A 19,458-nucleotide genomic window follows, 5' to 3' on the forward strand; every position below is an offset into this window, starting at 1 on the left:
AGGCTTGGGTTACTATTCTCCGCCGCCAAGCGAATGGACATAGACTGCAAGCTCCTTGACTTTGGTCTCGCCGAGCCGCCCGATCCAGGCCGGCATCACGCCCTGTTTCGGCGCGCGGACCTGGGCGGCGATGGCCGTCTCGCCCGGTCCATAAAGCCAGATCGCATCGGTCAGATCGGGAGCGCCGAGTTCCTTGTTGCCCTTTGCATTGTCGCCATGACAGGCGACGCAATTTTCGGCAAAGACCTTGGCGCCTGGCTCGATGAGGCTTGCGTCCTGGACCTTGCCGGAAAGGCTGGCCACGTATGCGCTCACCTGAGCAATCTGGTCAGGGGTGATGATGTCACCGAAGGCCGGCATTTCCGAGATCCGCGTGTCAGTATCGGACGCGAAGCGGATTCCGTGCGTGATCGTCTGCTGGATCTGCTCGGCCTTGCCGCCCCACAACCAGTCGTCGTCATTGAGATTGGGAAAGCCCTTGGAGCCCTGGGCACCGGAGCCATGACATTGGACGCAATTGACCTTGAAGGCGGCGCCACCGGCGGCGACCGCGAATTCGCGCAAGCCATCGTCCGCGGCAATCTCCGAGACGCTCTTGGACCCTACCGCCTCGACATATTTGCCCTTGGCGGCTTCGGCCACCGCCAGATCGTTCTTGACCTGGTTGCGGCTGGAATAGCCGAGCACACCTTTCGTCGCCGAGTTCAGCAGCGGCCATGCCGGATAGGCGATGGTGTAGCCGATCGCCCAGACAATCGTGACGTAGAAGGTTACGACCCACCAGCGCGGAAGCGGGGTGTTCAGCTCCCTGATACCGTCCCAATCATGACCAGTCGTGGAGACTCCCGACACTTCGTCGATGTGCTCGTTGTTGCTCATGATCTGCCGTCCTCAAGGGGAATCTGGGCAGCTTCGTCGGCCATCTTGCGGCTGCCGGGGCGGAGCGCGAAGGCAATTGCACCGACAAAGAAAAGCGCCATGGCGACCAGACCCCAGCTGTCGGCAAACTCTCGCATCAAATTGTAATCCATGGATAAAGCTCCTCAGCGGTAGCCGGTGGCTTCGTCGTAGTTCTTGAAATCGACCAGCGTGCCGAGCATCTGCAGATAGGCGACGAGGGCATCCATTTCGGTGACTTGTTGCGGGTTGCCGTCAAAGTCGCCGATCTTGGCTTTGGGATAGCGGGCCTCAAGGCCGGATGTGTCGGCGCTGGGATCGGCCTGCGCCATCAGGTCGACATTGGCGTGCGCGATCATGTCATCGTTGTAAGGGACACCGACACGCCTGTTGGCGACCAGATGCGTCGAGAAGTCCTTCACGTCGATCGATGCGTCTTTGAGGAACGCGTAGCTCGGCATGATCGATTCCGGCACCACCGAACGCGGATCCGTAAGGTGCTCGACGTGCCATACATTCGAGTAGCGGTCACCGACCCGTGCGAGATCCGGCCCCGTGCGCTTCGATCCCCATTGGAACGGGTGATCGTACATCGACTCGGCGGCGAGACTATAGTGACCGTAGCGCTCGACTTCGTCGCGGAACGGCCTGATCATCTGGCTGTGGCAGAGATAACAGCCCTCGCGCACATAGATGTTGCGCCCGACAAGTTCGAGCGGCGAATAGGGACGCATGCCCTCCACCTTCTCGATCGTGTTGTCGAGATAGAAGAGCGGTGCGATCTCAACGATGCCGCCGACGGTCACTACAAGAAGGGAACCAACGAGAAGAAGCGAGGCGTTCTTCTCGATGATTGCGTGTTTGTCCATCAAGCCCAATTTCTCGCTCCTGATCGCTTAGGCTGGAAGGCTGGAACAGAGCCCGGCATCGGATCTTCCTCACGTTGGTAGCCAAGGATCGTCATGGTGATGTTCCAGGCCATGATGAGGGCACCGGAGAGGTACATGGCTCCGCCGATGGCGCGCATGACATAGTAGGGGTGCATGGCGGCCACGGTTTCGGCGAAGGAGTAGACCAGGAAACCCTGCTCGTCGTATTCGCGCCACATCAGGCCCTGCATGATGCCGGAGACCCACATGACAGCGGCGTAGACGACTATCCCGAGCGTCGCCAGCCAGAAGTGCCAGGTGACGAGCCTCAGCGAGTAGAGCCGTTCACGGTTCCAGAGCTTCGGCACCATGTAGTAGATCGCGCCGAACGAGATCATGCCGACCCAGCCGAGCGCACCGGAATGGACGTGCCCGATGGTCCAGTCGGTGTAGTGCGACAGCGAGTTGACCGTCTTGATCGACATCATCGGACCTTCGAATGTCGACATGCCGTAGAAGGCGATGGCCATCACCATCATGCGGATGATCGGATCGGTGCGGAGCTTGTCCCATGCGCCGGAGAGCGTCATCAGACCGTTGATCATGCCGCCCCAGGAAGGCATCCACAGCATGATCGAGAATGCCATACCGAGCGTCTGCGCCCAGTCAGGCAGGGCAGTGTAGTGCAGGTGATGTGGACCGGCCCAGATATAGAGGAAGATTAGCGCCCAGAAGTGGATGATCGAAAGGCGGTAGGAATAGACCGGTCGGTTCGCCTGCTTTGGCACGAAATAATACATCATGCCGAGGAAGCCGGCGGTCAGGAAGAAGCCGACGGCATTGTGGCCATACCACCACTGCGTCAAGGCGTCCTGAACGCCGGAAAAGGCGGAGTAGCTCTTGGAACCGAGGAAGGACGCCGGCATCGAGAGGTTGTTGATCACATGCAGCATCGCGATGGTCACGATGAAGGAGAGGTAGAACCAGTTGGCGACGTAGATGTGCGGTTCCTTGCGCTTCAGGATCGTGCCGAGGAACAGGATGAGATAGGCGACCCAAACGATGGTCAGCCAGATGTCCACATACCATTCGGGTTCGGCGTATTCACGGCTCTCGGTGATGCCGAGCAGATAGCCAGTCGCGGCCATGACGATGAAGAGCTGGTAGCCCCAGAACACGAACCAGCCGAGATTGCCGCCGAATAGCCTCGCGCGGCAGGTTCGTTGCACGACATACATTGACGTGCACAGAAGGGCATTGCCGCCGAAAGCAAAAATGACACCCGACGTATGCAGCGGCCGCAAACGGCCGAAATTGAACCAGGGCTGGATGTTGAGATCGGGGTAGGCAAGCTGCAGCGCGATGACCACACCGACAGTCATGCCGACGATACCCCAGAACATGGTCGCGATGGCGCCGTATCGGATTGGACCATCCATATAGGCTGACGGATCGACCGCGGCTGCCGGCGCGAAACTCGTGTTGCGTAGAAGAACAGCGGCGAAACCCAGCAGCGCGATGAGCAGCACCAACATATGCTGTCGGAATGGCTCGTCCACGCCGAAGCCGGCAGCCACAAAAGCCGCAAACGCGAACAGGCTTAGAAGGACGATCTCTGTGCCGAATTTCATCGCAAGTTCCGATCTCCAATTCCGACGGACGCCAAATCCGCAGTCCACTAATTGCGCAGCCGCCGCCTGCTTGCCCTGATCCATGTCAGAGCCGCACGATTTTTGCTTCGGGGCAGCATTGAGTTCGGTGCGATTGGAAGATGGCGATTGAACGAGAAAATGCCGAACGGGCCGCCCCGTTTATGGACAAGTCCGGTTCCCCGGGCCGGGCCGGTGTGGAGGCGATTCCGGACGATGTGGTGAAGCGCGCGTCTGCGACGCGCTGGAAAATATAGCCGGTGCCTTGCCGTACGTCGATCGCCTTCAAATGCCTTGGGACAGCCAGCGCGAACGCTTCGAGGAGACGGTCATTTTTCCTGCGCGTATAAGGCGTGCTGACCTTGGCCGAGCCCAATCTTGCGTCCACCAGCCGGTTGCGCGTCGAGCACCTCGAGGATCAATGCTTCGCCGACGAGGTGGCCAAAACGCTCCTGGCGATCGGAGATCGTCATCCGATAGCGAGTGTGGAAGCAGTCGGGTTCATGCTACGCGGCTTCTTCGAAGCGCGATACATCGCTCATTCAAGGGGCGGTTGCGCCTCGGCCGCCGCAGCGCTGTTCCAGCCGGCTCATGCTGTCCACTGTGACATGGCGGTTGTTCTCGATCCGGATCACACCGTCCATTCTCAGTCTGGTCAGCTGACGGCTCACCGTCTCGTTTGTGGTTCCAAGGAAATCAGAAATGTCGGCACGCGTCAGCGGCAGCTCGAAGCACGCCGACCTGGCCCCAGGCTCAAGACTGGAATCGATATTCCGGGCGATCATGAGGAGAAAGCTCGCCACCTTCTCCGGTGCGGTCTTGCGCCCCAGAGTCACCATCCATTCACGTGCCTCGTCGAGTTCGTAGAGCGTCTGCTTGAGCAGGCGGTGCTCAAATTCTGGTGATTCCTTCATCGTCCGTTCGATGGCCGCTCTGGGAAACGAGCACAGCGAGACAGCTGTTGCGGCTTCCGCATTGATCGTGCTTTTGACTCTGAAGGGCCGTCCCAGAAAATCCGGCGCGAACTGGAGGCCGACAATCTGCTGGCGGCCGTCCGAAAGGCTCTTCGTCAGCTTCACCACGCCTGAAAGCAGGTTTGAATAGCTGTCGACAGTCTCAGCGTCGCCGATCAGTTCGACCCCCGGATCGATCTTGTGCCGCGACGACGTCTTGGCGAGCCGAGCCAAATGGTCTGGATCGAGCGCACCACAGACGCCGTGGTGCCGTGCCTCGCAAGACAGGCAAAGAGCGGGAATGCCGGAACTGCGAATGTCCTGCCGTACTGTCATTTGATCGCTCTACCGGTCCCAATTTGTCGGCAGGATAGCAATCGACGGTAGAAAAATCCTTGCGGCAGTTTGTCCGTGCCGGAGGTTGACCCAAATCAGGGCTTGGCTCGTCAATGCCTCCAGAGTTCCAGCGAAAAGCAAACACCGTGGGTCACGACATGCTACCGGAACTAGCTGCCAGACTTGGCGAGAACGTCCCGCGCTATACCAGTTATCCGACCACGCCGCATTTCCATCCGGGCATCGATGCTGTCGTTTACCGCGGCTGGTTGGAGGCGCTCGAAAGCGGTGGCGAGATATCGCTTTACCTGCATGTTCCCTATTGCGACAGGCTGTGCTGGTTCTGCGCGTGCCATACCAAGCAGACCCGCCACTATGAGCCAGTGGCCGCATATCTGCGCTCGCTGTATGCGGAGATTGCGACTGTTGGCGGCCTTGTCAGCGGCAAGGGCCGAGTTCGCGCAGTTCATTTCGGGGGCGGTTCGCCGACGATGCTGAAGCCCGAGGACATGATGACACTGGGCACGGTCCTGCGGGACAGCTTCGATTTTCTCGGCGATGCGACGATCAGCGTCGAGATCGATCCGAACAATACGGACGAAGCCCGCCTTGATGCACTTGCTGAAATCGGGATGACGCGGGCGAGCCTCGGCGTGCAGGATTTCGATCCGAACGTGCAAAAGGCAATCAATCGCAAGCAAAGCTTTTTGCAGACCAAGGCAGTCGTCGACGGAGTTCGCTCACGCGGTGTCGAGTCCGTGAACCTCGATCTGCTTTACGGCTTGCCGCATCAGACAAGGGAGAGCGTCTCCTCCACCGTCGCGCGGGCGCTGACCCTGGAGCCAGACCGGATAGCGCTTTTTGGCTACGCCCATGTACCGTGGTTCAAGAAACACCAGACGATGATCGACGAGGCATGGCTTCCCGACACCACCGAGCGGTTCGCTCAATCGCGACTTGCCGCGCGAGCGATTGTGGACGAGGGGTACGAATCAATCGGGCTCGACCATTTCGCAAAGCCGGGCGATGCGTTGGCTATAGCGGCCCGCGCGGGGACTTTGCATCGCAATTTTCAGGGTTACACCGAGGATCGCTGCGAGACGTTGATCGGACTTGGCCCTTCGTCCATCGGCCGTTTTCGCCAGGGCTACGTGCAGAACATGCCTTCGACCGGCGAGTACGGCCGCATGGTTGCAGACGGCAGGTTGGCTGCTGTGCGCGGGATCGTGCTGTCCGACGACGATCGCGGCCGGGGCTGGATCATCGAGCGGCTGATGTGCGATTTCGCCTTCTCGGCGATCGACCTGGTGGAGAGCTTCGGGGAAGCCGGCCAAAAGCTGCTTCTTCAGGCAAGCTCCATCGCCCTTCAGGATCCCGCTCGACTGCTTGAACTCCAAGGCGACAGTTTCGTCGTGCCGGCGGAAAATCGTCCGTTCGTGAGGAGCATTGCGGTGAAGTTCGACAAATATTTCGAAAGTGGAACGGCCAGGCATTCGGCGGCAATCTGAGCACCGCAGAGGAAAGGTCACGGTTTTCAGTCGATCGTGAACCGATTGCGCTACGTTTTTGACTCTTCATCGACCACTTTCGCGTCAAGATAGGATTTCACAAAGGACCAGATGCGATGGCATTAGCGACGATATCGTCCGGTCGTGCCTTCCGGCACCCTATTTCATTTCGAAGTCCCGCAAGCGCCACGTTGAGTCCGGCCGCCTTTTTGTATCGGAAGCAGACAACAATCGTCTTCGCCGGATCCAGGATCGGGGTCTCGACCTTGTCGATAACATGCCGCTCGAAGCCCACCGACCTGGCGTTGTGCGAATGATTCGAACTGGCGCATAGGACATGCATCGCATCGCGCTATCGCAACCAAGATGTGACAGGGCTCCTGGCGCGCGAGCTCGTGGTCCTGGAGTGAGGAGACCCAGTCAAAATTCTCCGATGACCGCTTTCCGCTAGATTATGCGCCAGATTGATGTCCTCATCGGTGCGATCGTGGCAACAGAGCCGGCAGTTTGGCTTAGACATGGGGCGGGCTCCAATGAGCGGCGGACGGCAGGCCAGCATTGGTGCCTTTGGCGTAAAGGTGGGTCATTACTTTTGATCGCTTGCCCCGCAGTTCCCGGAGTACGATAAGTTGCGGGGCTCTATTGGTGGCGTTACCAGCGAACGGCTCCTCTACGACGGCTTCGCGCCCTGCCCTCAATACCTGATAGGCGTTCGCGCGAGCCGGCCAACCGTGGCCGCCCTTCGCCATGCCGGGTGACCTGACCTTCCACCGCCAAAGCGCCGAAGGTCTGCTCGCGAGGGCGCCTGCCAAACGAATTTCATCCGGCTCGGCCTCCCGGCAGGCGACGGCGAGCGTTCCCACAGCGTTGCTGAGCAGATTCCTCAGCACGCGACATTCGAACATGAATTGCTCGACAGCACGGATCAGCTCCACGCCGGCGAACGGAGCGGTCGGGACGACAAGGAGCGTCGCGGCCAACGTGACGAAGCCGGTATTGGTAATGCGAGTTGCTCCCTTCGAGAGTATGGTGACAAGAAGCAGCAGGATCCGATCGCCGATCGACAGATCCGTATTCGTCGCCTGCGCGATGAAGAGGGCCGCCAGCGTCAGGTTGATGTTGGTGCCATCCCGATTGAAGGAATATCCGGCCGGGACGACGAGGCCCACGACCGAACGCGCGGCGCAGGCCTTCTCCATCTTCTCCATGAGTGAGGGTAGCGCGGCCTCTGAAGAGGACGTTGCGAGGACAAGCAGCAGCTCTTCCTTGATGTAGCCGATGAGAGCAACGATCGAGAAGCCGTTGTAACGGCAGACCGCGCCGAGGATGACGAACACGAAGAGGAAGGCGGTGAAATAGAACGTCCCGACCAGCATCGCCAGGTTCACAACCGAGCCGATGCCATATTTGCCGATGGTGAAGGCCATCGCGCCGAAAGCGCCGATCGGGGCAGCCTTCATCAGAATGCCGACGAGCTTGAAGACGGGCGCGATGAGCGCCTGAAGGAAGGAAACGACAGGCTTGCCCGCCTCACCGGCCATCGCCAGCGCGATGCCGAAGAGAACCGAGAAGAACAGCACCTGCAGGATGTCGCCTTGCGCAAACGCGCCGACGATCGTCGACGGAATGATGTTCATCAGGAAGTCCGTCACGGACTGCTCGTGGGCCTTTGCGGCGTAACTGTTCACGGACTGCAGGTCGAGCGAGGCGGGATCGATATTGAGGCCGGCGCCGGGCTGAACGACATTGGCCACGATGAGGCCGACGATCAGTGCGAGCGTCGAGAAACTCAGGAAGTAGACCATGGTCTTGCCGGCGACACGGCCGACCTTGTGAAGATCGTTCATACCGGCAATGCCGGTTGCAATTGTCAGGAAGATGACAGGCGCGATGATCATCTTGACGAGCTTGATGAAGGCATCGCCCAGCGGCTTCAGGCTCTCGCCGATCCCCGGACAGAAATAGCCAGTTGCGACGCCGAGGGCGATGGCGACAAGCACCTGCACGTAAAGCTGGGCGTAGAGAGGCTTGCGAGGCGCGGGATTCGCGCTGCGGACTGGTGGAGCTAGCATTTTTCTCTCCCTGACCGGATTGGGGCGAGTTTCGACCGTCCCGGGCTTCTTCCACCGCGGCGCTCCGGTCGAACGCTGTACCAATGCCGCCGCAAGCTCCGTGCCAAACCGCAGTGGCGCGAGAAACGCGCGGGATCTCTCACGCCGTGCATGTGCGGATTTCTGCACTCGCCGCAGGCGCGTGCCTTCATCGAAAGAAGGGCCGCCTGTCCTCATATGCTTGGAACGCGCTGGCGGACCCCGTAATCAGCCTTGGCATCACGTGCGCATGGACTCTCGTTCGCAAAGGACGCATCCTCCAGTCTGGGAGAGAGGGGCATGGGCAAAGTCAATCGCGAGCAGGGTGCCAATCAGGCTGACCGGTGGCGAAAGCGCGCCAGGAAGCGGCGTCGCCGCTGGCAACCGCAATTTCTCATTGCGATGGTGATAGTTCCCTTAGCCGCCTTTCTCACGGTGAGCCCAAGCAGCCTCGAAACTGTCGCAGATCTCGTTGTGCCAGGCGTCGCGACAGGCGGCGCCATGACCGGCTCGGGCAGTTGCGATATCAAGGGGAATATTTCCGTCAACACCGGGGAACGAATCTACCACATCCCTGGTCAAGAACATTATTGGGAAACCAAGATTAGCCCTCGATATGGCGAGCGCTGGTTCTGTTCCGAGGCGGAGGCAGTCGCGGCAGGCTGGCGCAAGGCAAGACGGTAAAAGCGGCCTGCCGCCTTTTCAAGGTGCGGCGGCTGCGGTGGCATGACGATCCGCGAATTGAACCCGGCTGGGATAGCAACCCTGGTTTCCGCTCGATGGGATCGTCGACCAAATGTCAGCCGCAACACCTTGCAGTCCGACATGAGGGTGGAAAACTCCCACGTTGGTGCCACGCCTGCAAGGAAATCGTTCGGCCCGGCATTGTCGGCGAACTCTGGCCAACAGCGAGCAGTCATTCCGGCGCGGTCTGCAGGCCGCCAGCGCACAACCTTGCTTGCCACAGGCGGTCCACCGTCGCGTTTGTGCTGACTTCGACGGGTCATTTGGGTCTCAGAATTGTTTCGCTTGCAATACTGCAAGCGAACCGGACCGGCTGGTCTGCAACATCATCCGCTCCAGCGTTGCGGTCTGCTTGACCGCTATCTGGTTTAGCGAATGCGTCGCCTTGTGTTTCGCACGGCTGTGCCGTCGCGCGGCGGCGCGTTGGTTCTTGGTCATGGGGTTCCCAGGCGCCGTCTCGATTGGCGGCTGTTTTGTGTGGATAAGCCGTCCACGGCCTATTGGTCCTGCGCGGCATGCCGCGCACTCTCGCGGGATGATGGCGGAGTATGTTGAACTGGCGCTGTTGGAGCAGTCCCTCGCCAATACAGGCGGCATACAGCGTCCGTTTTCCGATCGGGTGGACGACGTCGCGGAGAAAACTGGCGGCTCGGTTTTGTTCGACATTCGCGTGGACGGCGACACCCGCATTCGCAGAATGGCGGCGATTGGATATGGCGCAACCGGCACCGTGGCAATCATGATGGACAAAGAGGGTCAACTTAGCTCCGCACCAATAAACCCAGACAACGATTTTCTAGTGGCCAAACTAACCGCGTGGAATTCACTGCCCATGGCCGAGCAGGTCAGTGCTAGCTAGCTACCGAGGCACGGCATCAATCTTGCTGGCGAAGCTTCGAAAATCGGGCCGCGTCGATCGTTCAACTTGACCTTCTCAAGCACGGCGGTGAGGTAACGGTGTAGCAGCTCATTATAACAGCCACTTGGCCTCGTCGGCTCGCGCCTTGGCCGTCCTACGTCTTACCGGCAGCGGGCACGCCTCCGGACGGGCCTTTTTGTTTCGAAGCGAGCGGTTGAGCCGTCATCCTTAAGCTTCTTGCGGCCAGTATCCGCGCCGCGGCAGCACGCTCAAAATCTAATATGTTCGGATTCCATGATTCATCCTCGCCATTGACGCTGCGCATGTTCTTTTGCGTGATGTTTTCCCGTAGCTATCACCGGCAGCCGTGTTGCTCTAGAGAAACAAGACCCGTCGCAGACGATCAGCGTGAGGAAAAACTCTGCGTCTTCGTTCACCGAATTAGCAGACGCTTGGCTGCCTTGCTCCTCCGGTGCGGCTGGACAATTTTGTCGAGAAGACAGCCGTACTGGGATCCGCTAAGTCAGGCATCAAGGACAATGTCGGTTATCGGCACTGCCTGACAAGTCAGGCAGACGGTGTGATCATCCGGCTCGCTTCCATGCAAATGACGGACATTGCCCGACAGAATGCGGACTTCGCAGCTTTCGCATTGCCCGACCCGGCACCCGCTCGGCAGATTCACGCCCAGTGCTTCACCAAAACTGAGCAGCGGGCCGCTTGCAGGAGACCATGTATCCGTTGCTTGCGCGAGAGACTGAAGGACACCCGAAACGTCTTGCCGTCATCGACCATCGCAGTTGCAGGAGAAGTGAAGGCCTCGCTGAAAATATCGAAGGCCGGCAGCCCGCGCGCGACCAAACCTGTTCTTACGTCCTCCATCATCGGCGCCGACCCGCACATATAGACTCGGGCGCGGCGCGCAATGAGGTCGTCTGCAACCACGGTTGCGCTGATCCGGCCTGTCGCCTGGTGGTTTACGCCGCGCCGGTCCGTGGCAAGCGGCTTGCTGTAGTAATTGACGACCGTCAGTCCCGGTAGCCGCTGTTCGTGGAAGGCAATGCGCTCGCTGAAGGCATGTGTACGGCTGTTAGTGTTTCCATAATGGAGCCAGATTTCCGCTGGATCACCGTCCGGCAGAGACTCCAGCAGACTCATGAATGGCGTGATGCCAATGCCGCTGGCCATCAATATCATCGGCTGCGGAGATTGGCGCGGCAGGACGAAACTGCCTGACGGTGACTTCAATTCGACGATTTCGCCGACAGCCAGTTCGGTATGGATATGGTTCGACATAACGCCGAACACCGCCGTGCTGTCCTCAAGAACGACGTTCCGAAGCCGGACGGTGATGTTATAGGTCTGGCGCTGGTCGACGCGCGCGGCATCGATGAGCGAATAGGCTCGACTGACCACCGCCGATCCGATCCGGGCTCTGATCTCTACATGCTGCCCGGGGTGGAAATCCGGTAGTGCCTCGCCGTTCACTGCTGTGAGACAAACGCGCATGACACCTTCGGCGTCGGCTTGGAGCGCGGAGACGCGAAATGGCAGGTAGCCCTGCCACCGCCGCTGGCCCTTCTGCGACAACGGATCGGGCTCGATATCGCAGAGAAAGGATCGGAGCGGCGTCGATCCGCTAACGGGATCACTGGCATCTCCAGAGATCAGGCTGTTGAAATTGCTGCCTTCGCCACCTTCGATGGCGAGAGCGGGGCGGTCGAGCTCCGGGCAGGCCTGCCACCAGCCGAATTCGGCAACGACGATGTCATCGGCAAGGCCCGGCGTGACCCGGGTTATGAAGCGCGCCTGGCCTTCTCGGGTGGATATCCTGATCCCGTCGCCTTCAGCGATGCCCCGCGCGGCTGAGAGCGCTGGGCTGATTTCGGCAATCGGCTCGGGCGCGCGCTTTCGCAGCGAAGCCAGGCTGCGGTGCTGACTGTGGCAGTAGAGGCCGTTTTTCGCCGAACTAAGGATTAACGGATACTTCCGGCCTCGGCGGATGTTGTCCGGTCCGGTACGTTCCGCCGGCGGAACATAGCTGGCGATAGCCGGCTGGCCGCATCGATGCAGACGTTCGGAATAGAGTTCGACGCGACGCGTCTCCGTGTCGAAGCCGCGTATCTTTTCGGGGTCGTCGGCAAGTGTCAGCGCAAATTTCCGCTCAGGCGCGTCAACCGGCCATCGTAGGCCCCGGGGCGCCGCGCGCAGCTCATCCACGGTCAGGCCGAGCGGAGCCAGCATGTGGTTCCAGCCCGCCTCGAGACTTCCGCCGAAGAATGCGTCTCCCATGCCGAGTCGGCTGGCAAGATCGAAGACGATATCGTTGTCGGAGCGGGACTGGCCACGCGGAGCGACCATCCGCGGGCGAAGCTGGATAAGGGAGGCGGCGGCGGCGCTGATCTCGAAGCCGATGCGGAGGCCCTCATGCTCCCAGGGAGAATTCACCGGCAGAAAAATATCGGCGTTACGCGCGGCCGGTGTCTCGAAGAGATCGCAATGGACATGGAATTCGAGTGCCTTGAGCGCCGCTTCGGCCGTCCTGCTATCCGCCTGCGAAAGCGACAGGTTCGTGCCGAACGCCATCATCCCGCGCACCTTGTAAGGCACGCCTTCCGACACAGCCCGGTAAAGGTCGCGGGCGGTGACCCAGCCCATTGCGGGCGGGCCGATCGGCCGTTCGGAGATGCCGAGGGCCTTCGCCATTTGCTCCTTCGGGATGTAGCCGAAAGCGTTGACGGGATTGTAGGGTGGACTGCGCCTGATACGGTTGCCGCCGATGCGATCGAAACTGCCGCTGAGCGCGTAGAGTGTAGCAACTGCGCGATCGGCCTGTGTCGCGTTGGTGTGCTGTGCCAGTCCGCTCCAGGCGTGGTAGGCGATACGCCGTCCCCCGCAGAGGAGGTCGGCCGCCGCCCTCAGCGCCTCCGGGGGTACGTTGGTGACGGCTTGCACATGCAGCGCGTCGTAGGGTTCAGCCTCGCGTGTCAGATGCTCGAAGGCTGGCATGCAGCCGATATCGACGCGTTGTCCGTCTGCTTCAAGAGTGACGGTGAAGGTGCCGCGCAGTGCCAAGCGCTGCGGATCGATGGATGATCGCACTGCACCCGGATCGATCGCGATAGGACATCCGGCCTGCTCGTCCCAGACGATGTAGCGCTCAGTCTCGTCGCCCGGTAAAAGATCGCGCGCTCGAAGCAGGGTGCCGTTATCGGTGCGCACCAGAAATGGCCCATTCGTCCAGCGTCGAACGAAGTCTTCATCGTAGCGGCGTGTTTCGATGAGCATGCGGATCAGGCCGAGCGCGAGCGCGGCGTCGGTTCCCGGCCGGACAGGCAGCCAGACGTCGGCTTGGTGCGCCAGTGCTATGGGACGCGGATCGACCACCACCATGGCGGCGCCCTTCTTGCGGCCGCGTCCGATGGCATGGGCCTGCGCCAGCCATGTATTGGCCGGATTGTGGCCCCAGAGCAGGATCGTGTCGGCATTCTCATAATCCGCGGTCGGCATAGCGCAACCGAAGGTGAAGGCGTGGGCGAAGTCCTTATGCCAGTTGCAAATCTCGGTGGCGAAGCAGATGTTTGGACTACCGAAATGACGTATGAAACGCTCGATCCAGTCGATACTGTCAGACAGCGGCGTGCCGCTCGGCGATGTGATGGCGAAGGCCACTGCTTCAGCGCCGCTTTCGGCCTTGATTTCGCCAAGACGCCGAGCTGTCTCGGAGAGTGCTTCTTCCCAGGTGATGCGCTGCCAGCCTGGACCGGCTGAGCCCTTGGGCGTGGTGCGCCTGAGCGGATAAAGCTGGCGATGCGGGCTGTGAACGATCTCCGGCGCGGCATGACCCTTCATGCACATGGCCTGGCCAGTGGGGTGAGACGGATCGGGGCGTACCGCAATCAACATCTCGCGGTCTACCTCATTCAACGTGCCGCAACGCGACCGGCAAAGCGTGCAATAGCCCGGGATGGTAGTGGTCAAATGGGCCTCCCATGGGAACAGACCAAATCCGCCTAGCCGGGCCGCTCAGTAGTTCGTGCAGGCAGCCAGCAGCCCGAATGGCGGAAGGGACTAATCGAAGACTGGCGGCCTGCGATATTTGGTCGTTTGCTCGAAACCGTATCCGAGGCGGAACAGATTGGCCTCCCGGTAGGGCTGGACGAGCAGTTCGAGGCCAACCGGAATGCCCTGACAGAAGCCTGCGGGCAGGCAGATCGAGGGCAACCAGGTCTGCGACCCAATCAGCGTGTTGGTCGGGAAGGTCAGACACGGATGGTTGCCGGCGCGAATCTCGTCCTGAAGCGGCGGAAGCACCTGCACCGAGGGGAAGACGATGGCGTCGAGCGCATGTTTGCTAACGCGCTGGAAGCGGTCACGTGCGGCGAGCTTGAAATAGTAGTCCGGATCGTCCTCCGGCTTGTTTGGCCCGTCGAAAATGCCAACCAGCAGGTCGACCGCAGGATCGTAGGTACCATTGCCTTGATTTCCTCGAGCGAGCCGGTCGGCATATTGGGCCGCGAGGCCAAAAAGACATTGATGTCGTGCCTGGAATGGCAGCCATAGAGCGAGGTCTTGGCGATGTGATCAATCAGATCGGGAATCTCAATATCGACCAGAACTGCGCCCGCGGCCTCGACAGTTGCCAGCACAGCCCGGATGGCTCCAATTTAGTGGGTGAGAAACGACCTCGAAGGTAGAACTGCTCCTGATCGCAAGCGCCAACCGTATTCGCTATCTGCGCCAACAAGGCCGACACTCGTCGACGCCTTGGCAACAGTCCGAATCGGGAGGGAACTATCGAAGCAGCTGGCCACGCTCTTGGTGCCGGCGACAGCAGTCCCCAGGTCTTCCGATTGCGCCGTCGAACATAGCCAACCGTCCAACCGAATATCCGCAGGCGCAGTTTGCGTGAAAAAGCCGGGGCAGGCTAGACGCCTCTCTTGTTACCCCAGAGCATAACATGCAGCTGCGGCAGCACGCGGGCTTCGAACCACCTGTCGCGGGTCACGTTATCAACCAGCCACTCCATGCGTTTCACTATTCCTTCAAGGTCGACAGGCGCCTGTTCATTTCCCGGACGTGGCGGCGTGTGATTGCCAGGTTGCAGATAGATCGGAAGTCGAGGAAATCTGGCGGCGGTGTCTTTCGCGAAGGCGTAGTCACTCTCATCGAAAACAACGAGCTTGAGCACGATTTGCGGCTTCCCCTGTGCCGCCTGGAGGCACGCCTCGAGCGCGGCCCAATCGGTCGTCATTTCGCTTGAGGGCGGCTTTGGGCTGAGGACCAGCACGTCAAGGTCGGCAAACCAGTCCCTGACCACCGACCCTTGGGTTTCCAGCGCAAAACGGTAACCGTCACCATGGCCGCGCTCGATCAGCGCGCCGAGCGGCTGGATGGCCGGATTGCCGCCTGACAGCGAAACCATCATCGGGCGGCCACCGGAAAGCGCAAGCACGTTTTGCCATACCGCGCCGATGGACATCGTCTCCCATTCATGGCGGAATTGATTGTCCACTGCATGCAGGCTGTCGCACCAGGAACAGCGATAGTCACACCCGCCGGTTCTGACGAAGACGGTCGGCAAACCGATAAGTACTCCCTCGCCCTGGATCGTCGGCCCGAAAATCTCACTCACGCGGATTGCGGGATGCGTATCGGTCATGGCCGGCATTCCGCCCATGTTTTCGGCGTTTCACTCACCCGCACGGCCGAAGTTTCGGGCAGGCGTGCCTTGCACCATTCATAAAAATGTCTGGCCAGATATTCCGCCGTGACTTGCCCATGTCCCAGCACGTCGTTGAGATGTCGGTGGTCGAAGCTCTCGTCGATATAGCGTTTGAGCGGTGCCAAGTCATGATAGTCGCGCACGAAGCCGTGCTCGTTCAGTTCCTTCGCCGAAAGCTCCACTTCGACGATATAGTTATGCCCGTGCAGGCGCGCGCACTGGTGGTCTGGCGGCAAAGACATGAGCTGATGCGAGGCCGAGAAGTGAAATTCCTTGGTGATTCGGAACATTACACGCTCCTCCTCCGCAGCGCCTCGAGCCAGAAGTCGGTGTCCTCGTAGTCGGTGGGGTCCGGGCACCCGGAGAGATGAAACGCCTCGCGCCGCTCGACGCAGGTCCCGCACCGTCCACAGTGACGCTCGGCGCCCTTGTAGCAGGACCAAGTCTCGACAAATGGCGTGCCGTATGTTGCTCCATCACCAACGATGTCCGCCTTCGTGAGGTTCACATAAGGCGCATAGAGGCGGATGTTCGCGTAGCCGTCGAGCGCACGGTCTTGCATCACCTGGAAAGCGTCGATGAAGGCTGGCCGGCAGTCCGGATAGATGAAATGATCCCCACCATGCACGGCCGTCGCCACCGCGTCAGCGCGGCGAGCGGCCGCGAGACCGAAGGCGATGGCCAACATGATGGCGTTCCGGTTCGGCACGACCGTGGTCTTCATCGTGTCTTCAGCGTAGTGGCCGTCGGGCACAGCCACATTATCCGTCAGCGCGGACCCGGACAGGCCGCGGCCGATTTCACGAATGTCGATGATGCGGTGCGGGACGCTCAGTCGCTCCGCGCAAAGAGCGGCAAAGCGCAACTCCTTCCTGTGTCGTTGGCCGTAATCGAAAGATAGGAGGCCGGCGAGTTCGTGCTCCGCCGCCACCTTGTGAGCAAGGGAAACAGAGTCCAGTCCGCCGGAGCAGATGACGAGAGTCTTCATCGTGGGGTCCCTGTTTTGACCGGGTAGGCTGCGACCGGAGATTTCTCTGCGCTCGCAGTACCTCAGGGAGTCTCGTTTGTGAACGGGGGGACGAGTTTGATGCGCTGACGTGCCGCGGTGCGCGGGGCTCACAGGTGACGCTGAGCCTGGAAAAGTCGGACACACGAAACGGCAAGGTTCTCGACGTTCAATCACGCGCCAACGGATCCCGAACTTCCAGTGACGGAAGTCATTAACGGTCGTCGAGCAGAAGCCCAACTTCACGAACTGCCCGCGCCTTCCGCTACAGGAGCGGTTCGAACCGCAGCACGTCGTCGGTCAGGGGCCGATGGCAAATCCAAACTAAATGATCGGCGGTGGACCTACATCTGTGAACAAGCCGTGGGCGTCGATTGCAATCACCCCTGTGTTGCGCGCAATTACCCTTATGGCCGTAAATGAACTGGACTTGATGATTTTCCAGATGGCGGTCGAAAGCGTCCGCTCACTCCCCTTAAGCTTCACTGAAAAAGCCGCGGCGATAGCCGCCAGGAGCCGTGGTATCCTGCTTTTCGACGTGCGAGTCGACGGCGACGCTGAGGTCCAGCGGGTCGCAGCCATCCGATATCCGGGCGACCAGGCCGGCGTGCTGGCTTTGGACAGACAAGGCCATGTTACCCGCCATTGCATCGTCAACGGCGCTTTCTCACGTTTCATTGCGCCATTGGAGAACTGGACCAGCATGCCCCTGCCGATGCAGGCCAAGATCGATGTCGACGACCATGCCAGTCTCTTTCTGGGCGCCTTGCGAAAGGCCGGGCATATGCTTGGCAGCTAACATTTGGCCGCAGTGAATCTGTGGATTTTTGCATGCGACATCGGCGCCGTCATCGCCGGGATGACAGTCGTGCTCGACAACGGCTCCGGCGACCGCGGCAGTGACCGTGACCATGGCGACCAATCTACGTTGCATCGATGCGATCGTTTAGAGCGAGGTCTCTGCCTGGCATCAAGCAACATTCACCGAGGTTTTCGCAACGCGCAAATGGGGCCTGGCCCTGCCGCCCCCGGTGCCGCCGAATTCGGAGGCGGGAGAATGGACCACCATCGCCTCCTTCTGACGGAAGTCGAAGGGCTCTGATCCTATGCCAAGGGAAACTCCGACATGGCAACAGCGGCGCCGTGGCGCCGCCCTGCCTTTTTTCAAGCAGGCAGGAGCTTCCGGTGCTCTTGCTCGGTCACGTCGACACATGATCGCAAGTGGCAGGTGGGTGAACACCAAACTGGCGCACCCCATGGCGGTGGGCTTGACGCGCCAGAGGAAGCGCAAGAGTTTACGCGCATGCGACGGTCACACTGGCTGCCTGCTGGGGGATCGGCAAGGAGGCGTCGGTGCGCCCTACCTCGGCATTCCTAGAAGCGCGCCGGCAGCCTGGGCGGGGGGCTTGGGGTTAGACTGCCGGCGCACGCCACTCACGAAGAGCGGCCCCTTTTCGCGATTTAGATGCCTATAGTCAACCCAGTAACGTCTGGGTGCGCTATGCGCTCGTACGAGCGGCGCGGGATGTCGGCAGATCGTTGCTAACGTGATCGGCCGCTCTCGCCGGCTACCTTGATGTTCCAGTCAGTATCGCCCTGCCGACCAGCACAAGCACGCCGTCAGCAATCCCTTCGTCGCGAGCCGATGCTATCGCGCACGTGTCGCAGCACTGCGGGTGGCTATATCGCCTAAGACAGCATGAAGAAGCATTCTAACTTCCTGTTCGGCGAGCCCCGGTGCAATTCCCGATTCGGACAGTTGAACGAGAATTTTCTTGGCGGTGCTGCGCCAGAACTCGTGTGCGTCCTTTCTGTTCCTGGATTGCAGGACCCGGGCAATACCTTCGACCAATTTCCGCCGTCGATGCAGCGGAAACGCGCTTATGTTTGAATCACACATCGGTCACCTCACCCTTTCAGTCTGCGAATAAGGATTGGCGGATTAAAAATCTGGTTAACAGGGCTTTTTTGACGGTGGTCAGCAATGGAGTAAGCGTCCGCCAGGCTCGGTGCACAGGCAACTGGACGTGGCGGCAGGCGCGAGTTCGAGTTCCTGTTCAGCAAAAGCCATCGGCGATGACAAGCCGCGGAATCGCAGGGAGTGATGCTTCAGCCGATCAGGCCCCTCTTAGGGCAGGTTCTTGGACTTGATCAGAACCAGCTGAACCGCCATATCCCGATTTGGCCGCCAATTTCAGGTGGCCCATTCCATGGATGGGGCCTATCGGCCGAATCGACGTCCATTTATTTGAATTGCCGGGAGCGCCAGATCGGGGGAAGAAGTCTCCCGATTTGTCAGGTGCCCTGGTCTTCTTGGAGGTGTTTATGAAGGCTTCGCGCATTCCCGAGCCGGTTTTGAAGGCTATATCGGAGGGAACCCACGTCATTCGCGCTTATCGTGAGCACCTCGGATATACGATCGAGGACCTGGCGGTGGCATGCGGGCTAGCCGCTGAGGAAATCCAAAACATCGAGTCGGGTCTGAGGTACAACAAGGGCTATCGGCATCGCATCGCCAGATCGCTGTCCCTGCCTGTGGGAATTCTTGAAGAGTCGGACATATTGGACGCTGCGTGATCAGTGGGTATGTGAGTTGGACACCGCGACCTGTGCTATGTGGTTTGCGACGGATAGTCGAAACATTGGCGTTGCGCTTCTGGCCAGGCGTATGGAATGCTGGATGGTGAAGCCGACATCTTGGTTCCTTTCCCTGAGATGGCCGGCCGAGGATAGCCGAAAGTGCCGCGGGTTCTGACAACCTCCTTGGTCACCTTTGCCTATCTGCGTCCGCTGCCGTCGTCTTTGAAAGTCAATGCCAGCGA

Annotated in this window: 20 protein-coding genes; 6 read left to right on the forward strand and 14 right to left on the reverse strand. The window is 60.1% G+C overall.

What is annotated here, in order from left to right; genetic code table 11:
• Positions 1-12 precede the first annotated feature (12 nt).
• From ccoP to A6B35_RS30405, 6 genes are all read right to left on the reverse strand, one after another.
• Positions 13-879, reverse strand: coding sequence for a cytochrome-c oxidase, cbb3-type subunit III (ccoP, locus tag A6B35_RS30385; RefSeq protein WP_006204599.1), 867 nt, complete (start codon positions 877-879; stop codon positions 13-15).
• Positions 876-1,031 (reverse strand): CcoQ/FixQ family Cbb3-type cytochrome c oxidase assembly chaperone, encoded by a 156-nt coding sequence (locus A6B35_RS30390; RefSeq protein ID WP_006204598.1) that lies wholly within the window; start codon positions 1,029-1,031, stop codon positions 876-878. The genes ccoP and A6B35_RS30390 overlap by 4 nt, the downstream gene beginning before the upstream one ends.
• 12 nt (positions 1,032-1,043) lie before the next feature.
• Positions 1,044-1,775: a cytochrome-c oxidase, cbb3-type subunit II gene (gene ccoO, locus A6B35_RS30395; protein ID WP_006204597.1), complete on the reverse strand. Its 732-nt coding sequence runs from the start codon at positions 1,773-1,775 to the stop codon at positions 1,044-1,046.
• On the reverse strand, positions 1,766-3,397 hold the full coding sequence (gene ccoN / locus A6B35_RS30400) for a cytochrome-c oxidase, cbb3-type subunit I (protein WP_006204595.1): 1,632 nt from the start codon (positions 3,395-3,397) through the stop codon (positions 1,766-1,768). Before ccoN ends, ccoO begins: the two co-directional genes overlap by 10 nt.
• Before the next feature lie 85 nt (positions 3,398-3,482).
• The gene (locus A6B35_RS35820; RefSeq protein WP_156788634.1) at positions 3,483-3,791 is read right to left on the reverse strand and encodes a hypothetical protein; all 309 of its coding nucleotides are present in this window, start codon (positions 3,789-3,791) and stop codon (positions 3,483-3,485) included.
• Between the two features lie 166 nt (positions 3,792-3,957).
• Positions 3,958-4,704 carry a Crp/Fnr family transcriptional regulator gene (locus A6B35_RS30405; RefSeq protein ID WP_040583499.1) on the reverse strand — a complete coding sequence of 249 codons (747 nt, stop codon included), beginning with the start codon at positions 4,702-4,704 and terminating at the stop codon, positions 3,958-3,960.
• Between the two features lie 158 nt (positions 4,705-4,862).
• On the opposite strand from A6B35_RS30405, the gene hemN reads away from it, so the two are divergent.
• Positions 4,863-6,212, forward strand: a complete 1,350-nt coding sequence (hemN, locus tag A6B35_RS30410) for an oxygen-independent coproporphyrinogen III oxidase (RefSeq protein ID WP_006204589.1) — start codon at positions 4,863-4,865, stop codon at positions 6,210-6,212.
• 512 nt (positions 6,213-6,724) lie between these two features.
• On the opposite strand, the gene A6B35_RS30415 is transcribed toward hemN, so the two are convergent.
• Positions 6,725-8,284: a dicarboxylate/amino acid:cation symporter gene (locus A6B35_RS30415; protein WP_006204587.1), complete on the reverse strand. Its 1,560-nt coding sequence runs from the start codon at positions 8,282-8,284 to the stop codon at positions 6,725-6,727.
• Between the two features lie 318 nt (positions 8,285-8,602).
• Here A6B35_RS30415 and A6B35_RS30420 point away from each other — a divergent pair, with 318 nt between their 5' ends.
• Positions 8,603-8,986, forward strand: coding sequence for a sunset domain-containing protein (locus A6B35_RS30420; RefSeq protein ID WP_006204586.1), 384 nt, complete (start codon positions 8,603-8,605; stop codon positions 8,984-8,986).
• Positions 8,987-9,316: 330 nt separating this feature from the next.
• Here the strand turns inward: A6B35_RS30420 and A6B35_RS35825 are convergent, their stop codons facing one another.
• Positions 9,317-9,484, reverse strand: coding sequence for a hypothetical protein (locus tag A6B35_RS35825; protein WP_006204585.1), 168 nt, complete (start codon positions 9,482-9,484; stop codon positions 9,317-9,319).
• Positions 9,485-9,581: 97 nt separating this feature from the next.
• Here A6B35_RS35825 and A6B35_RS30425 point away from each other — a divergent pair, with 97 nt between their 5' ends.
• Positions 9,582-9,905 carry a hypothetical protein gene (locus A6B35_RS30425; RefSeq protein ID WP_006204584.1) on the forward strand — a complete coding sequence of 108 codons (324 nt, stop codon included), beginning with the start codon at positions 9,582-9,584 and terminating at the stop codon, positions 9,903-9,905.
• Positions 9,906-10,428: 523 nt separating this feature from the next.
• On the opposite strand, the gene A6B35_RS37420 is transcribed toward A6B35_RS30425, so the two are convergent.
• Both A6B35_RS37420 and A6B35_RS30430 read right to left on the reverse strand, forming a co-directional pair.
• The gene (locus A6B35_RS37420) at positions 10,429-10,590 is read right to left on the reverse strand and encodes a 2Fe-2S iron-sulfur cluster-binding protein (RefSeq protein WP_157999224.1); all 162 of its coding nucleotides are present in this window, start codon (positions 10,588-10,590) and stop codon (positions 10,429-10,431) included.
• On the reverse strand, positions 10,587-13,886 hold the full coding sequence (locus tag A6B35_RS30430; protein ID WP_342342498.1) for a molybdopterin-dependent oxidoreductase: 3,300 nt from the start codon (positions 13,884-13,886) through the stop codon (positions 10,587-10,589). The genes A6B35_RS37420 and A6B35_RS30430 overlap by 4 nt, the downstream gene beginning before the upstream one ends.
• A 126-nt stretch (positions 13,887-14,012) precedes the next feature.
• On the opposite strand from A6B35_RS30430, the gene A6B35_RS36825 reads away from it, so the two are divergent.
• Complete coding sequence (locus tag A6B35_RS36825) at positions 14,013-14,468, forward strand: hypothetical protein (RefSeq protein ID WP_244426062.1); 456 nt, start codon at positions 14,013-14,015, stop codon at positions 14,466-14,468.
• Positions 14,469-14,832: 364 nt separating this feature from the next.
• On the opposite strand, the gene queE is transcribed toward A6B35_RS36825, so the two are convergent.
• Genes queE through queC form a run of 3 tightly spaced genes read right to left on the reverse strand, consistent with a single transcriptional unit; the run spans position 14,833 to position 16,618 of the window.
• Entirely contained in the window at positions 14,833-15,567 is a 735-nt protein-coding gene (gene queE, locus A6B35_RS30445) for a 7-carboxy-7-deazaguanine synthase QueE (protein ID WP_040583817.1), read from the reverse strand.
• Positions 15,564-15,920, reverse strand: coding sequence for a 6-carboxytetrahydropterin synthase QueD (gene queD / locus A6B35_RS30450; RefSeq protein ID WP_006205546.1), 357 nt, complete (start codon positions 15,918-15,920; stop codon positions 15,564-15,566). The genes queE and queD overlap by 4 nt, the downstream gene beginning before the upstream one ends.
• Positions 15,920-16,618 carry a 7-cyano-7-deazaguanine synthase QueC gene (gene queC, locus A6B35_RS30455; RefSeq protein WP_006205545.1) on the reverse strand — a complete coding sequence of 233 codons (699 nt, stop codon included), beginning with the start codon at positions 16,616-16,618 and terminating at the stop codon, positions 15,920-15,922. Before queC ends, queD begins: the two co-directional genes overlap by 1 nt.
• Positions 16,619-17,045: 427 nt before the next feature.
• Between queC and A6B35_RS30460 the strand changes: the two genes are divergently transcribed.
• The gene (locus tag A6B35_RS30460; RefSeq protein WP_006205544.1) at positions 17,046-17,435 is read left to right on the forward strand and encodes a hypothetical protein; all 390 of its coding nucleotides are present in this window, start codon (positions 17,046-17,048) and stop codon (positions 17,433-17,435) included.
• An 849-nt stretch (positions 17,436-18,284) separates the two neighbouring features.
• On the opposite strand, the gene A6B35_RS36830 is transcribed toward A6B35_RS30460, so the two are convergent.
• Positions 18,285-18,536: a DUF6074 family protein gene (locus tag A6B35_RS36830; protein WP_081482266.1), complete on the reverse strand. Its 252-nt coding sequence runs from the start codon at positions 18,534-18,536 to the stop codon at positions 18,285-18,287.
• A 425-nt stretch (positions 18,537-18,961) separates the two neighbouring features.
• On the opposite strand from A6B35_RS36830, the gene A6B35_RS30465 reads away from it, so the two are divergent.
• Positions 18,962-19,213 (forward strand): helix-turn-helix domain-containing protein, encoded by a 252-nt coding sequence (locus tag A6B35_RS30465; RefSeq protein ID WP_040583815.1) that lies wholly within the window; start codon positions 18,962-18,964, stop codon positions 19,211-19,213.
• Positions 19,214-19,458 lie beyond the last annotated feature (245 nt).

Source organism: Mesorhizobium amorphae CCNWGS0123, assembly GCF_001686985.1.
GTDB classification, from domain to species: Bacteria; Pseudomonadota; Alphaproteobacteria; order Rhizobiales; family Rhizobiaceae; genus Mesorhizobium; species Mesorhizobium amorphae.

Excerpts from the sequence above, each read along its gene's own strand:
- ccoP (WP_006204599.1), bottom strand. The coding sequence starts at position 879 with ATGAGCAACAACGAGCACATCGACGAAGTGTCGGGAGTCTCCACGACT.
- A6B35_RS30390 (WP_006204598.1), bottom strand. The coding sequence starts at position 1,031 with ATGGATTACAATTTGATGCGAGAGTTTGCCGACAGCTGGGGTCTGGTC.
- ccoN (WP_006204595.1), bottom strand. The coding sequence starts at position 3,397 with ATGAAATTCGGCACAGAGATCGTCCTTCTAAGCCTGTTCGCGTTTGCG.
- A6B35_RS30405 (WP_040583499.1), bottom strand. The coding sequence starts at position 4,704 with ATGACAGTACGGCAGGACATTCGCAGTTCCGGCATTCCCGCTCTTTGC.
- hemN (WP_006204589.1), top strand. The coding sequence starts at position 4,863 with ATGCTACCGGAACTAGCTGCCAGACTTGGCGAGAACGTCCCGCGCTAT.
- A6B35_RS30415 (WP_006204587.1), bottom strand. The coding sequence starts at position 8,284 with ATGCTAGCTCCACCAGTCCGCAGCGCGAATCCCGCGCCTCGCAAGCCT.
- A6B35_RS30420 (WP_006204586.1), top strand. The coding sequence starts at position 8,603 with ATGGGCAAAGTCAATCGCGAGCAGGGTGCCAATCAGGCTGACCGGTGG.
- A6B35_RS35825 (WP_006204585.1), bottom strand. The coding sequence starts at position 9,484 with ATGACCAAGAACCAACGCGCCGCCGCGCGACGGCACAGCCGTGCGAAA.
- A6B35_RS30425 (WP_006204584.1), top strand. The coding sequence starts at position 9,582 with ATGATGGCGGAGTATGTTGAACTGGCGCTGTTGGAGCAGTCCCTCGCC.
- queE (WP_040583817.1), bottom strand. The coding sequence starts at position 15,567 with ATGACCGATACGCATCCCGCAATCCGCGTGAGTGAGATTTTCGGGCCG.
- queD (WP_006205546.1), bottom strand. The coding sequence starts at position 15,920 with ATGTTCCGAATCACCAAGGAATTTCACTTCTCGGCCTCGCATCAGCTC.
- queC (WP_006205545.1), bottom strand. The coding sequence starts at position 16,618 with ATGAAGACTCTCGTCATCTGCTCCGGCGGACTGGACTCTGTTTCCCTT.
- A6B35_RS30460 (WP_006205544.1), top strand. The coding sequence starts at position 17,046 with ATGGCCGTAAATGAACTGGACTTGATGATTTTCCAGATGGCGGTCGAA.
- A6B35_RS36830 (WP_081482266.1), bottom strand. The coding sequence starts at position 18,536 with ATGTGTGATTCAAACATAAGCGCGTTTCCGCTGCATCGACGGCGGAAA.
- A6B35_RS30465 (WP_040583815.1), top strand. The coding sequence starts at position 18,962 with ATGAAGGCTTCGCGCATTCCCGAGCCGGTTTTGAAGGCTATATCGGAG.